Source organism: Hydrogenophaga sp. IBVHS2, from assembly GCF_002127215.1.
Classification (GTDB): Bacteria; Pseudomonadota; Gammaproteobacteria; order Burkholderiales; family Burkholderiaceae_C; genus Hydrogenophaga.
Genome location: NZ_NFUT01000003.1, coordinates 202,580 through 215,950, shown reverse-complemented (window position 1 = coordinate 215,950; position 13,371 = coordinate 202,580). Strand labels below are relative to the sequence as shown.

The following is a 13,371-nucleotide window of genomic DNA, read 5'->3' as shown; positions in this document are numbered from 1 at the left end:
GTGTGGCGGTCAGTCGCGGTCCCAGCGGCGTCCGTCACGGTCCCAGTGACGATCGCCGTAGCGGTTCTCCCAGCGGCGGTCCGGGTCGTACGGTCGGTGGTAGCGCTGGCCGTTGATCACCACCACGCCCGAGGTGGCCGGGTAATACGTGGTGCCGGAATAGATCTGGGTTTGCGCCGGGTAAGGCGTCTGGTAGATCACCTGCGGGCGCTGCGGGTACACCGGCGGCGGCGAGGCCGGTAGCGCATCCACCGGTGCCACGTTCAGCCGCACGAAGCGGCCCGGGTCCTGCGCCATCTGGGTGCGGTACTGGCGCCCGGCGTACTCGTAGACCACGTCGTAGGCCACGGTGCGCGGCTCGTACAGGGTCTGGGTGCCGCAGCGGGTGATGGTCTCGCTTTGCGCCGGTCCTCGGCCCTCGATCCGGTCGCCCAGCATGGCGCCACCGATCAGGCCGATCACGGTGGCCGCCGTGCGGCCGCCGCCGTTGCCGATGGCGTTGCCCGCTGCACCGCCGGCCACGGCGCCCAGCAGGGCACCGGCGCCGGAGCTGCGGCCCTCGTAGGTGACGACTTCGTCGCTGCACACCTGACGCGGCACCGCCACCTGCTGGATGACCGGTGTGCTGCTGATGACGCGGCCCTCTTCCTGCTGGGCCTGGGCAAGGCCATGGCCCGACAGGCCGGCACAGGCCAGGGCGAGCAGGGACAGACGACGGGTGTTCATGGCGAACTCCTTGAACGGATCGGCATATGCTGCCGCAAACCGGGTGTGGACGTGTGGCTGCCTTGTAAAGAAATCAGGCATTTGCGGGACTTGCTTCACCCGGTGACGACCGCTCGCCCCACCGCTTCGGCCACCTTGATCCCGTCCACCCCCGCCGAGAGGATGCCGCCGGCGTAACCGGCGCCTTCCCCGGCCGGGTACAGGCCGATGGTGTTGAGGCTCTGGAAGTCCTCGCCCCGGGTGATGCGCAGCGGGGCTGAGGTGCGGGTCTCCACGCCGGTGAGCAAGGCATCGGGCATGTCGTAGCCGCGGATCTTTCGGCCGAACACCGGCAGGGCCTCGCGCATGGCGTCGATGGCATAGGCGGGCAGGGCGGCGGCCAGGTCGGTCAGGTGCACGCCGGGCTTGTAGGACGGCTGCACCTCGCCCAGCGCGGTGCTGGGCCGCGCCGCCAGAAAGTCTTCCACCCGTTGGGCCGGGGCGTCGTAGGTGCCGCCGCCGAGCTCGAAGGCCCGGGCTTCCAGCTGGCGCTGCAGCACCACGCCGGCCAGCGGGTGGTGCTGGCCCTGCTGGCGCAGCGCGCGGGCCTGGTCGGCGTAGCGCGGCCCGTCGGTGTCGCCGAAGGCGGCCGTCCACAGGGGCAGGTCGTCGGGGAAGTTCTGCGGAAAGTCGGTTGGGTCAATGCCCACCACCATGCCGGCGTTGGCATTGCGCTCGGCGCGCGAGTACTGGCTCATGCCGTTGGTGACCACGCGGCCCGGCTCGCTGGTGGCCGCGACCACGGTGCCGCCCGGGCACATGCAGAAGCTGTAGACCGCGCGCCCGTTGGCGGCATGGTGCACCAGCTTGTAGTCGGCCGCACCCAGCAGCGGGTGGCCGGCATGGCGGCCCCAGCGGGCGCGGTCGATCACGCTTTGCGGGTGTTCGATGCGGAATCCCACCGAGAACGGCTTGGCCTCCATGAAGACGCCGGCGTCCCACAGCCAGGCAAAGGTGTCGCGCGAGCTGTGGCCCAGGGCCAGCACCGCATGGCGCACCGGCATGTCCAGGGTCTGTCCGGTGGCCAGCTGCAGCACCTGCAGACCGGCCAGACGCTGGTGGCCGTCGTCTGCGGGCTCGAAGCGGGCGCCGGTCACCTGGTGCTCGAAACGGATCTCGCCACCCAGCGCGGTGATCTTCTCGCGCATGGTTTCCACCACCTTGACCAGCTTGAAGGTGCCGATGTGCGGGTGGGCCATGTACAGGATCTCGGGCGGCGCTCCGGCTTCCACGAACTCGTGCATGACCTTGCGGCCCAGGTAGCGCGGGTCCTTGATCTGGCTGTAGAGCTTGCCGTCCGAGAACAGCCCGGCGCCGCCCTCGCCGTACTGCACGTTGCTCTGCGGGTTGAGCACCTTCTTGCGCCACAGGCCCCAGGTGTCCTTGGTGCGCTGGCGAACCGGCCGGCCACGCTCCAGCACGATGGGCTTGAGGCCCATCTGCGCCAGGGCGAGGGCCGCGAACAGGCCGCAGGGGCCCAGGCCGATGACCACCGGCCGCTCTTCCTCGCGCGCGGGCCAAGTGGCCGGCGCCTGCACCGGCGGGGTCCAGGCCATGTCGGGGGTGGGCGTGATGTGCGGGTGGCCGGCATGGCGGGCCAGCAGAGGCGCCTCCTGCGCCGGATCGGCCAGGCTGATGTCGACGATGTAGACCGCCCGCAGGTCGGCCTTGCGGGCGTCGAAGCTGCGCTTGAAGACCTGCAGGTCGGCGATCTGTGCGGCATGCAGCCCCAGGGCTTCGGCGGCCAGCCGGCGCAGCGCGGCCTCGGGGTGCGGCGGCGGGGCGCGGTCGGCGTCGGTTTCGGTGGGGGCGTCGGCGGCGCGGCGGGTCTCGAACGGGACCTCGGCCAGGGGCAACTTGAGTTCGGCGATGCGGATCATGGGGCGGCTTGTGGCGATCAAGCAGGCGCGCGCCGGACTGGCGCGGGAGGCGCCGATAATACCGGGGTGGAGCGCGCCGGACCGCCGCTGGCACAAGGCCCGAAAGGGTGTGCTGGAGGAACGTCCGGACTGCACAGGACAGCGCAGGAGGTAACACCTCTCCACCGAAAGGCCGGCCGGGGCAACCCGGGCGGCCCCAAGGTGAGGATCAGAGCAACAGAGACGAGCCGATTCAGTTCGGGTGAAACGGGCAATCTCTGCGCGCAGCAATACCAAATAGGCCAGCGTCGAGGTGGTTCCGCTGAGCTGGCGGGTAGGTAGCACCGAGCCGGGTGGGCAACCCCCGGCCCAGATGAATGGCGGTCACGCCCCGGGCAACCGGGGTGCACAGAATCCGGCTTACAGGCGCGCTCCACAACTTATTCATGCGTCGAACCCGCCCAGGCTCCGGATGCGCTCCACATGGGCCAGCAGCGAGCGGCGGGCCACCGGCCACAGGCGCTCGGGCACGTCGTCGTAGGCCAGCGGCACCCAGTCGTCCGGGGTGCCGTCGGGGCGGGCCTGCATGGCGCGGGCGATCTTGGCTTCGCGCGCCAGCCGGTGCGCCTTGAGCTGGCGGATCGCCACCCGGGCGCCACCCTCGGCCGGGGCACTGGGGTGGTCGGCGCTGCGGCGCAGGTCGCCCAGCACGTAGCCATGGGCTGGCAGGATGAACTCGATGCCGTGCCGCTCGCAGGCCTGGTCCAGCCGGTCGAGCGAGTTCAGGTAGGCGTCCATGTTGCCGTCGGGCGGGTCGATGACCGTGGTGCTGCCGTTGAGGATGTGGTCGCCCGAGAACAGCAGGCCGTCTTCCACCAGCGCCAGGCACAGGTGGTTGGCCGCATGCCCGGGTGTGTGGATGACCTCCAGCGTGTGGCTGACGGTGGTGTCACCGTCCACGCCCACCAGCTCGATCAGCTCTCCGTCGGCCAGCGTGCGGTCGGGCACGAAGTGGCTGTTGGCCCGGGCCGTGGGTCCGCTGGGCAGGCCCAGCACCGGCGGCGTCTGCAGCCCGGCCTGGGTGCACAGGGCCTGCAGGCGGGGTGCGCCGGGCGAGTGGTCGGGGTGGGAATGGGTGCAGACGATGGCGCGCAGCGCGCCGCCGGTGGCCCGCCAGAGCCGGTCGATGTGTTCGGGCTCGTCCGGCCCCGGGTCGATCACCACATAGCCCGTGGCCGGGTCGCCCACGATGTAGCTGTTGGTGCCCGGGCCGGTCATGAAGCCGGGGTTGGGCGCGGTCAGCCGCATCACGTTGCGCAGCAGCGCCACGGGTTGCTCGGACTGCCAGTCCAGGTGGTGGGCAATGCGCCCGTCCGGTGTCACCAGTGCCAGTTCGCCGAACGGGGCTTCGTGTTCCATGTGGCGCGACTCGCGCCCGTTGACGAAGCCGGCGCGCGGGCAGCTGGTCCACAGCGGCCGGTCGTCGACCACGCAGGCGTCCAGCACCGACTGCACGCTGGCATGGTGCTGCAGCCGCTCCAGGGTGCGGATGGTGGGGAAGATGATGAAGAACTGCCCGGCCGCGTGCCGTTCCAGCGCGTCCTGCGGCCGCACCCAGACCGGCTCGAACTGCTCCGATTCGTCGGCCACCGGTTGCTGGCCTTCGGGCATGCGCGCCACCAGGAAGGGCACGTCGAAACGCCGCGGCAGGTCGCGGTCGGTGATCCAGTGCGCCAGCACGAAGACGCTGGCAGCGTCCAGGGTCAGGCCGCGGTCACGGCATTGCTCGGGCAGCGGCCGCTGGCGGTCCAGCAGGGCGATGTCGCTGTCGTCGGTCGGGGATCCGTCGGCCCGGCGGGCCAGCAGCACACCGAGTTCCTCGAAGCTCTCGCGGATGGCGGCGATGGCCTGGGTGAGCGCGGTGTCGTCCTGGGTGGGACGGCGGCTGGCCACGTCGAAGCTCTGGCGGTCGGCGGCATCGATGCCGCCGCCCGGAAACACATAGGCCCCGGGCGCGAAGCTGGCGGTCATGGAGCGGCGCGTCATGAGCACCTCGATGCCGGGGCGTGCCGGATCGGCGCTGTCGCGCAGCAGCAGCACGGTGGCGGCAGGGCGCAGCGGGGCGGGACTGCGGGCGGGGTGCAGGAGCTGGGTGGGGCGGACCATGCGGGCATTGTGCGGGAACGCGCCGTCCGTGCCCTGTCGCCGGGGCGAGCGCCGATAATGGCGCGATGCAGATCCGCTTCACCAAGATGCAGGGCGCGGGCAACGACTTCGTGGTGCTCGACGAAACCCGGGGCCGCCTGGGCCTGACGGCGGCCCAGTACCGCTGGCTCGCCGACCGCCACTTCGGCGTGGGCGCCGACCAGATCCTGACCGTGCGGCCCTCGCCGGGGCCGGGTCTGGATTTCGAATACGTCATCCACAACAGCGACGGCGGCGAGGTGGAGCACTGCGGCAACGGCGCCCGCTGCTTCGTGCGGTATGTGCACGACCACGGTCTGAGCGAGCGCAACCCGCTGCGGGTCAAGGTGAAGCAGGGCGAGATCAGCCTGCTGCGCCTGCCGGATGGCCGGGTGACGGTCGACATGGGCGCGCCGGTGTTCGCGCCGGAGCGCATTCCCTTCGATGCCTCGGGCCTCGCCCCGCAGGCCCCCGACATCTACCAGCCTTGGCCGATCGACGTGGCCGGCGGACAGGCCGGCGTGGCCGTGGTCTCCATGGGCAACCCGCACGCGGTGTTGCGGGTGGATGATGTGGACACCGCTCCGGTGCTCGAATGGGGCCCGCAGATCGAGCGCCATCCCCGCTTTCCGGCCCGGGTGAACGTGGGCTTCCTGCAGGTGCTGGACCGCTCCACCGTGCGCCTTCGGGTGTTCGAGCGCGGCGCCGGCGAGACCCTGGCCTGCGGCACCGGCGCCTGCGCGGCGGTGGTGGCGGGCATCCGTCTGGGCTGGCTCGATGCCCGGGTGGACGTGCACACCCGGGGCGGGGTGCTCACCATCGAATGGCCCGGTCGGCAACGGCTGGATGCGCCGGTCATGATGACCGGCCCGGCCACCTCCGTTTTCGAGGGCACGGTGGACGTGCCCGATCTGTCCTGAACACCATGAAACCCGACGCCATCCCCCCCATCACCGAAGACGACATCGCCAACTACCTGGCCAACACGCCCGACTTCTTCGAGCGCCATGCCAGCCTGCTGGCGGCGGTGCAGCTCACCAGCCCGCATGGCCAGCGGGCGGTCAGCCTGCAGGAGCGGCAGGCCGAGATGCTGCGCGAGAAGATCCGGGGCCTGGAACTGCGGGCGGCCGAGATGATCCGCCACGGCCAGGAAAACACCGTGATCGCCGACCGCCTGCAGCGCTGGACCCGCGAGCTGCTGCTCACCCGTGAGGCGCGCGATCTGCCGGTGGTGGCCACGCGGGAGCTGGCCCGGCTGTTCCTGGTGCCCCAGGTGGCCGTCAAGGTCTGGGGGGTGGACGCACCGTTCGCCGCCGAGACCTGGGCCAGCGGTGCCAGCGACGATGTGAAGGCCTTTGCGTCATCGCTCTCGCTGCCCTACTGCGGCGGCAACCCCGGCCTGGAGGCCGCCCGCTGGCTGGACGATCCGGCCACGGTGCAGTCGCTGGCCCTGATTCCGCTGCGCGCCGGCGCCGCGCCGGAGGCTTTCGGTCTGCTGGTGCTGGCCTCGTCCGACCCGCAGCGCTTTGCGGCCGACATGGGCACCGATTTCCTGGAGCGCATCGGCGAGCTCACCAGCGCGGCCTTCGCCCGCCTGCGTCCGGTGGTGCCGGCGGTGGTCCACTGAGCATGCAGCCCGCCGCGCCGGCCGACGACGCTGCCCTGGTCCAGGCCTACCTGGACCATGTGCGGGTGGAAAAGCGGCTGGCCGAGCGCACCGTGGCGCTCTACACGCTCGATCTGCAGCGCCTGCAGCGGTTCGCTCAAGAAGCCGGCGTGGGTCTGAAGTCGGTGCAGCCGCCCCACATCCGGCGCTGGATCGCGTCCATGCACAGCAGCGGCCGCAGCGCCCGGGGCATTGCGCTCATCCTCTCGGGCTGGCGCGGCCTCTACACCTGGATGGGCCGCCAGGGCCTGGTCGATCACCACCCGGTGCAGGGTGTGCGCGCCCCCAAGGCCGGCAAGCCCCTGCCCAAGGCGCTGGCGGTGGACGACGCGGTGCGGCTGGCCGAGCATGTGCAGTCCGACGACGATCCGGGTCTGGAAGCGCGCGACGCCTGCATCACCGAGCTGCTGTATGGCTGCGGTCTGCGCATCGGCGAGCTGGTGGGGCTGGACGTGAACGCCGGGCCGGCCGCCCGGGGCTGGATCGACATCCAGGCCGCCGAAGCCCACGTGCTGGGCAAGGGCTCGCGCCGGCGCAGCGTGCCGGTGGGCCGCGCCGCGCTGGAGGCCCTGGCGCGCTGGCTGGAGCAGCGCCCGCTCTGGGCCAGGGACGATCCGGCGCTGTTCATCGGCCAGCGCGGCACGCGGCTCACGCCCCAGCACATCCGGCAGCGCTTGCGCCGCCGCTCGATGCAGGCCGGTCTGTCGGTGCCGGTGCATCCGCACATGCTGCGCCATTCGTTCGCCAGCCACCTGCTGCAGTCCAGCGGCGACCTGCGCGCGGTGCAGGAGCTGCTCGGCCATGCCAACATCGGCACCACCCAGGTCTACACCCGCCTCGATTTCCAGCACCTGGCCCGCGTGTACGACGCGGCCCATCCCCGTGCCCAGGCGCGGACCCCGATCCCCTCCGTTCCCGACGACAAGGAATCCCCATGAACCGCTCCCGCCGCCAGCTGGCCGTCTCCGCCCTGAGTCTGGCCCTGCTGCCCCTGGCCGCCCTGGCCCAGACGCCCCCTGCCGCCGATGCCCCCATCAAGGTGGTCTACCACCTCAGCGAAGGCATTCCCCAGGCCTCGCGAGCCATCGGCAACATCCGCAACCACCTCGCCGCCGACCCCAAGGCCCGCATCGTGGTGGTGACCCACGGCCTGGGCATCGACTTCCTGCTGCAGGGCGCCACCAACCAGATGGACCAGCCCTTTGCCGGCTCCATTGCCGATCTGGCCAACAAGGGTGTGGAGTTCCGGGTGTGCAACAACACGCTGGTCTCGCGCAAGATCGATGCAGCGAAGCTGGCCATGGAGGCCACCGTGGTGCCCTCCGGCGTGGCCGAGGTGGCCCGGCTGCAGGCGCGCGAGGGTTTCGTGTACCTGCGCCCATGAAGGTCATCCGCCTCAAGCCTGGCAAGGAACGTTCGCTGCTGCGCCGCCACCCCTGGGTGTTCGACGGCGCCATCGCCAGGGGCAATGCCGACGCTGGCGAAACCGTGCGGGTGGACAGCCACGACGGCCAGTTCCTGGCCTGGGGCGCGTGTTCACCCGAGAGCCGCATCCGGGTGCGGGCCTGGAGCTTCGACCAGGCCACCCGCATCGATGCCGGCTTCTTCCGCGCCACCCTGCAGCGGTCCCTGGCCCTGCGCGACCGGCTGGGCATCGCCAGCAACGGCGTGCGGCTGGTGCACGGCGAGTCCGACGGCCTGCCGGGGCTGATCGTCGACCGTTATGGCGACACCCTGGTGGCCCAGTTCACCGCCTGCGGCGTGGAGCGCTGGAAGGACGTCATCGCCGATGCGCTCATCGAACTCACCGGCTGCCCGCGCCTGTACGAGCGGTCGGACACCAGCAGCCGCGAGCTCGACGGCCTGCAGCCCGCCACTGGCTGGCTGCGCGGGGACGGTCCCACCGCCTTCGAGCTGCAGGAACATGGCTGGCGCCTGGGCCTGGACATTGCCCAGGGCCACAAGACCGGCTATTACCTGGACCAGCGCGACAGCCGCGGCGTCTTCCGGGAGCATGTGCAGCGCCTGGGCTGCCGGGAGGTGCTCAACTGCTTCAGCTACACCGGTGGCTTCACCGTGGCGGCACTGGCCGGCGGGGCAGGGCAGGTCATGTCCATCGATTCTTCCGGGCCGGCGCTGGCACAGGCAGCGGCCAACGTGGCCCTCAATGGCTTCGACGCCGGGCGCGCCACCTTTCTGGATGCGGACGTCAACGCCTCGCTGCGCCGCTTTCTGGACGAAGGCCGCCGCTTCGACGCCATCGTGCTCGACCCGCCCAAGCTGGCGCCCACGGCGGCCCATGCCGAGCGGGCGGCGCGCGCCTACAAGGACCTCAACCGCCTGGGCCTCAAGCTGCTCAACCCGGGCGGGGTGCTGTTCACCTTCTCGTGTTCGGGCGGCATCGGGGTGGAGCTGTTCCACAAGATCGTGGCTTCGGCGGGCATCGATGCCGGCGTGGACGGCGCCATCCTGCAGCGCCTGGGCGGCGCGCCCGACCACCCCATGACCCTGGCCTTTCCAGAAGGTGAATACCTCAAGGGCCTGGTGGTGATGCGCCAGGCCTGAACCGCCCGTCATGGCGCTGCACTACACTGCGGCGCCTTCCTGATCCCCACCCCCAACCGGACCCGCTCCCATGGCCCTGATCCCCGCCACCATCCTCACCGGCTTCCTCGGCTCCGGCAAGACCACCCTGCTCAAGCGCGTGCTGTCCGAAGCCCACGGCCAGAAGATCGCCGTGGTCGAGAACGAGTTCGGTGAAGAGAACATCGACAACGAGATCCTGGTGGCCGACACCACCGAGAACATCATCCAGATGAGCAACGGCTGCATCTGCTGCACCATCCGCGACGACCTGCGCGCCACCCTGCAGGACCTCGCGCAGAAGAAGCGCAAGGGGGAACTGGACTTCGACCGCGTGGTGATCGAGACCACCGGCCTGGCCGATCCGGGCCCGGTGGCTCAGACCTTCTTCATGGACGACGAGGTGGCCGAGCAGTACCTGCTGGACTCCATCCTGACCCTGGTGGACGCCAAGCACGCGGCCCAGCAGCTCAACGACCGCCAGGAAGCGCGCCGCCAGGTGGGCTTTGCCGACCAGATCTTCATCAGCAAGGCCGACCTGGTCGAGCCGGCCGAGGTGGACGCGCTGATCCACCGTCTCAAGCACATGAACCCGCGCGCCCCGATCCGCCCGGTGCATTTCGGCGAGGTGTCCCTGAGCGAGGTGTTCGACCTGCGCGGCTTCAACCTCAATGCCAAGCTGGAGATCGACCCGGACTTCCTGAAGGCCGACGGCCACGACCATCACGACCATGATCACCACGATCACGGCCATGAGCACCATGACCACGAGCACGGCGAGCACTGCAACCACCCCTCGCACCAGCACGGGCACAGCCACGGCCATCACCACCACCACGACGACGACGTGAAGAGCTTCGTCTACCGCGCCACCCGGCCCTTCAGCCCCGAGAAGCTGGAAGACTTCCTGGGCGCCATCGTGCAGGTCTATGGCCCGCGCATGCTGCGCTACAAGGGCGTGCTGCACATGGAAGGCACCGAACGCAAGGTGATCTTCCAGGGCGTGCACCAGCTCATGGGCAGCGATCTGGGACCGGTCTGGGCCGAGGGCGAACCGCGCATGAGCAAGCTGGTGTTCATCGGGATCGACCTGCCGCGCGACATCCTGGAGCAGGGGCTGGAACAGAGCCTGGTCTGAGCGGGTGTCGTTCTTCCCCAACGCCGGGCCAGCGGGGGCCGGGCCGGGCAGCCGTCTCTGTGGGGGCGTGGCTACAATCGCGCGGCCCCGGAGCCCGGCCTGGTGATGGGGGTATAACAGCGCACTGATCCGCTGACCCGGTCCCTGCAGGACCGAGCCGCGATCCGACCGATCCGTCAGAGCCCATCAGGAGACCCTCAGTGAAAGCCCCGGCATCGAAGGCAGCAAAGACTGGCAAGCCCACCACCAAGGGGGCTGCGGTGCGGACCTCGTCCGCCGCGCCGAAACCCAGGTCTGCTGCCAAGGCGCCGGTCAAGGCTGCCGCCAAGGCGGTCAAACCAGCTGCCAAGGTGCCGGCCAAGGCGGTCAAACCGGCCGCCAAGGCGCCGGCCAAGGCGGTCAAGCCGGCCGCCAAAGCGCCGGCCAAGGCCGCAGCCAAGCCGGCTGCGAAGGCACCTGCGGCCAAGGCGCCGGCCAAGCCCGCCGCCAAAGCCGCACCGAAGGTCACCCCGAAGAGCCCGCCCAAGCCCGCCCCGAAGGTGCCGGCCAAGACCCTGACCAAGGCCCCGGCCAAGACCGCTGTCAAGGCGCCGGTGAAGTCGGCGGCGCCGGCTCCGGCAACCCGCGCGGCCGGGAAGCCTGTCGCGGCCAGGCCGCCGGTCAGCCCTGCGGTCAAGGCACCTGCACCATCTGTCGATAAGGTGCATGCAGCGCCGAAGCCGGCCTCGGTCATCGAGCCGACCCCGCGTCCCCTGGGCAAGCGGGCGGCCAAGAAGGTCATGATGGAACAGATGACCCAGGCCGAGGTGGTGCCCACCCATGCTCCCGATGCGGCGAAAGCCACCTTTTCTCCAACGATTGCACGAGTCATGACGCCTCCCGTTACCTCATCCATCCAGAAAGACCCCAAAAGGGCCAACAACTGGAAGACCCTGCCTGTCGATCAACTCACCGACCAGGACATCCAGGCCATGCCCGAGAGCGAGTACATGGGTGAAGTGCAGCTGGCCTACTTCCGCCGCAAGCTGCAGCAGCTCAAGGCCGACATGCTGGCCAACGCCGGCGAGACCACCGAACACCTGCGCGAAGACACCGTGGTCGTTCCCGATCCCGCCGACCGGGCCACCATCGAGGAAGAGCACGCCCTGGAACTGCGCACCCGCGACCGCGAGCGCAAGCTGCTCAAGAAGATCGAACAGGCCATCGCCCGCATCGACGCCGGCGACTACGGCTATTGCGAGGAGACCGGCGAGCCCATCGGCGTGGCCCGCCTGATGGCGCGTCCCACGGCCAGCCTTTCGCTCGAAGCGCAGCAGCGCCGCGAGCTCAAGCAGAAGATGTTTGGGGACTGACGCGCAGGCGTCTTCCTCCCACCCCATCCGGCACACCGATTCATGGCCAAGGACGACTCCGGCGGATTCCTGTCGAAAGTGGTGAAGTTCGTGCGTCATCCGACCACGAGCTGGGCCGACCTCGACACCCGCGAGGTCGACCGCGAGAGCGAATACAGCAAGGCCGCGCTCAAGGAAATGATCGAGCGCAAGCGCCGCAACGACTTCGTGCGCAAGCGCGAGTTCGACATGCTGCGCAAGATCCGCAGCCGCGAGGGCACACCGGGCGAAGCCCAGGGCGTGCGCCCGTCCTTCTTCCAGAGCAGCCTGCCGTCCCGTCCGGACGACCGGGCCATGACCCTGAAGAAGATCGACGAGATCGAAGCCCAGATGTCGATGCAATGGTGGAAGACCAAGGGCCCCGATTCGGCGGTCAGCACCGGGGGGTCGCCCGGCGCTTCCATGCAGGACCGGCTCACCTCCCAGCAGCGGGCCGACCTGCCCACCGAGCCGGCGGGCCTGCAGTCGCCCCGGATCACTTCACGTCCGTTGCCGCGCACCGAGACCCAGCCGGCCTCGACCGTTCCGATGGCGCTCAGTGGCTCGGCCCCGCTCGACCGCCCCTCCGGTGCGTCGATGAAGACCGGGCTGGTCATGCCGGTGGGCGATGCCGCAGCCCCTCCGCCGCATGGCGCGGCCTTCTCGGCGTCGCGCTTCTATGCGCTCGAGGTGCAGGAAGTGGCGCAGGACCCCGAGGTCGAGGAGGCCGCCATCCGCTTTGCCAACGGGGATGACCCCGGTGCCGAGCAGGGCCTGCTCGACATGGTGCTGGAGGCCAGTCCCAAGGCCAACGACATGGCCAGCTGGCTGACCCTCTTCGACTTCTACCGGGCCACCGGCCAGGTGGCACCCTACGAGAGCCGGGCCGTCGATTTCACGACCCGTTTCCATCGCTCGCCGCCGCAGTGGTACGACATGCCGGGCGCCGTGGCGGCCATGACCGGCAAGGAGCCCTCCGATGTGGTCGCCCACAATGCCCGGGCCCACTGGGTGTGCGAGGTCGAGCTCGACGCGTATTCGGTCGGCACGCTGCAGAACGTGCTTCAGCGTGCCGCGGCCCCGTGGGTGATCGACTGGTCGCCCTTGCGCACCCTGGACCAGAAGGCCGCCCGGGCGCTGCTGGGCATCTTCACCCTGTGGGGCGATCAGCCGGTGGAGCTGCGCTTCATCGGCGCCCATGCCCTGCGCGACTGTCTGCGCGACATGACGCCGGCCGGTCGCCGCGACGTGGAACAGCTCTGGTGGGAACTGCGCATGGCGGCGTTGCGGGTCATGAACCGTGCCGACGAGTTCGAGCTCACCGCGCTGGACTTCTGCGTCACCTACGAGGTGTCCCCCCCGGGCTGGGAACGTCCCCGGTGCCGGTTCCAGCAGCAGCAGGGCGATCCCGGATCGCCGGATGTCGACCAGTCGGTGCTGGGCGAATCGGTGCTCGAACCGCTGTCGTCCACCCTCGGCGGCGAGCATTCCACCCTGGGCAACACCACCGCCGGTGGCGGGCAGCTCGGCATGGTGGAGCTCTCGGGCGAGGTGCGCGGAGATCCCCAGGCCACGCTGGATGCGCTGGAAGAACGCCTGGCCGGCGCCGATGTGCTGATCATTTCCTGCCGCAACCTGATCCGGGTGGATTTTTCGGCCGCCGGCACGCTGCTCAACTGGGTGTCGCGCCACCACGCCGAAGGTCGCATGGTGCAGTTCGTGGATGTGCACCGCCTGGTGTCGGCGTTCTTCCACGTCATAGGCATCACCGAGTACGCCAAGGTCGTGCTGCGCACCGACTGATGC

At 70.1% G+C, this 13,371-nt stretch carries 11 protein-coding genes and 1 other RNA gene; 9 read left to right on the top strand and 3 right to left on the bottom strand.

The window, feature by feature from the left end:
* Window positions 1-9: 9 nt before the first annotated feature.
* Window positions 10-726: a glycine zipper 2TM domain-containing protein gene (locus CAP38_RS10260; RefSeq protein WP_143435810.1), complete on the bottom strand. Its 717-nt coding sequence runs from the start codon at window positions 724-726 to the stop codon at window positions 10-12.
* A gap of 95 nt (window positions 727-821) precedes the next feature.
* A complete protein-coding gene (locus CAP38_RS15615; RefSeq protein WP_373271412.1) occupies window positions 822-1,688 on the bottom strand; it encodes an NAD(P)/FAD-dependent oxidoreductase in 867 nt (288 codons plus the stop codon).
* 1,025 nt (window positions 1,689-2,713) lie between these two features.
* Between CAP38_RS15615 and rnpB the strand changes: the two genes are divergently transcribed.
* Window positions 2,714-3,063, top strand: an RNA gene (gene rnpB / locus CAP38_RS10250) — RNase P RNA component class A.
* Window positions 3,064-3,068: 5 nt separating this feature from the next.
* On the opposite strand, the gene CAP38_RS10245 is transcribed toward rnpB, so the two are convergent.
* Window positions 3,069-4,790: an MBL fold metallo-hydrolase gene (locus CAP38_RS10245; RefSeq protein WP_086121310.1), complete on the bottom strand. Its 1,722-nt coding sequence runs from the start codon at window positions 4,788-4,790 to the stop codon at window positions 3,069-3,071.
* 65 nt (window positions 4,791-4,855) lie between these two features.
* Here CAP38_RS10245 and dapF point away from each other — a divergent pair, with 65 nt between their 5' ends.
* From dapF to CAP38_RS10205, 8 genes are all read left to right on the top strand, one after another.
* A complete protein-coding gene (gene dapF / locus CAP38_RS10240) occupies window positions 4,856-5,728 on the top strand; it encodes a diaminopimelate epimerase (protein WP_086121309.1) in 873 nt (290 codons plus the stop codon).
* A gap of 5 nt (window positions 5,729-5,733) precedes the next feature.
* Window positions 5,734-6,435 carry a DUF484 family protein gene (locus tag CAP38_RS10235; protein ID WP_086121308.1) on the top strand — a complete coding sequence of 234 codons (702 nt, stop codon included), beginning with the start codon at window positions 5,734-5,736 and terminating at the stop codon, window positions 6,433-6,435.
* 2 nt (window positions 6,436-6,437) lie between these two features.
* Entirely contained in the window at window positions 6,438-7,412 is a 975-nt protein-coding gene (locus CAP38_RS10230) for a tyrosine recombinase XerC (RefSeq protein ID WP_086121307.1), read from the top strand.
* Entirely contained in the window at window positions 7,409-7,858 is a 450-nt protein-coding gene (locus CAP38_RS10225) for a DsrE family protein (protein WP_086121306.1), read from the top strand. The genes CAP38_RS10230 and CAP38_RS10225 overlap by 4 nt, the downstream gene beginning before the upstream one ends.
* Window positions 7,855-9,039, top strand: a complete 1,185-nt coding sequence (locus CAP38_RS10220) for a class I SAM-dependent rRNA methyltransferase (RefSeq protein ID WP_086121305.1) — start codon at window positions 7,855-7,857, stop codon at window positions 9,037-9,039. Before CAP38_RS10225 ends, CAP38_RS10220 begins: the two co-directional genes overlap by 4 nt.
* 70 nt (window positions 9,040-9,109) lie before the next feature.
* Window positions 9,110-10,195 (top strand): GTP-binding protein, encoded by a 1,086-nt coding sequence (locus CAP38_RS10215; protein WP_086121304.1) that lies wholly within the window; start codon window positions 9,110-9,112, stop codon window positions 10,193-10,195.
* A gap of 200 nt (window positions 10,196-10,395) precedes the next feature.
* Entirely contained in the window at window positions 10,396-11,547 is a 1,152-nt protein-coding gene (gene dksA, locus CAP38_RS10210; RefSeq protein ID WP_086121303.1) for an RNA polymerase-binding protein DksA, read from the top strand.
* A gap of 42 nt (window positions 11,548-11,589) precedes the next feature.
* Window positions 11,590-13,368 carry an STAS domain-containing protein gene (locus CAP38_RS10205; RefSeq protein WP_086121302.1) on the top strand — a complete coding sequence of 593 codons (1,779 nt, stop codon included), beginning with the start codon at window positions 11,590-11,592 and terminating at the stop codon, window positions 13,366-13,368.
* Window positions 13,369-13,371: the final 3 nt, after the last annotated feature.

Coding starts and splice junctions, on each gene's coding strand:
- CAP38_RS10260 (WP_143435810.1), bottom strand. CDS start 726: ATGAACACCCGTCGTCTGTCCCTGCTCGCCCTGGCCTGTGCCGGCCTG.
- CAP38_RS15615 (WP_373271412.1), bottom strand. CDS start 1,688: ATGGAGGCCAAGCCGTTCTCGGTGGGATTCCGCATCGAACACCCGCAA.
- CAP38_RS10245 (WP_086121310.1), bottom strand. CDS start 4,790: ATGGTCCGCCCCACCCAGCTCCTGCACCCCGCCCGCAGTCCCGCCCCG.
- dapF (WP_086121309.1), top strand. CDS start 4,856: ATGCAGATCCGCTTCACCAAGATGCAGGGCGCGGGCAACGACTTCGTG.
- CAP38_RS10235 (WP_086121308.1), top strand. CDS start 5,734: ATGAAACCCGACGCCATCCCCCCCATCACCGAAGACGACATCGCCAAC.
- CAP38_RS10230 (WP_086121307.1), top strand. CDS start 6,438: ATGCAGCCCGCCGCGCCGGCCGACGACGCTGCCCTGGTCCAGGCCTAC.
- CAP38_RS10225 (WP_086121306.1), top strand. CDS start 7,409: ATGAACCGCTCCCGCCGCCAGCTGGCCGTCTCCGCCCTGAGTCTGGCC.
- CAP38_RS10220 (WP_086121305.1), top strand. CDS start 7,855: ATGAAGGTCATCCGCCTCAAGCCTGGCAAGGAACGTTCGCTGCTGCGC.
- CAP38_RS10215 (WP_086121304.1), top strand. CDS start 9,110: ATGGCCCTGATCCCCGCCACCATCCTCACCGGCTTCCTCGGCTCCGGC.
- CAP38_RS10205 (WP_086121302.1), top strand. CDS start 11,590: ATGGCCAAGGACGACTCCGGCGGATTCCTGTCGAAAGTGGTGAAGTTC.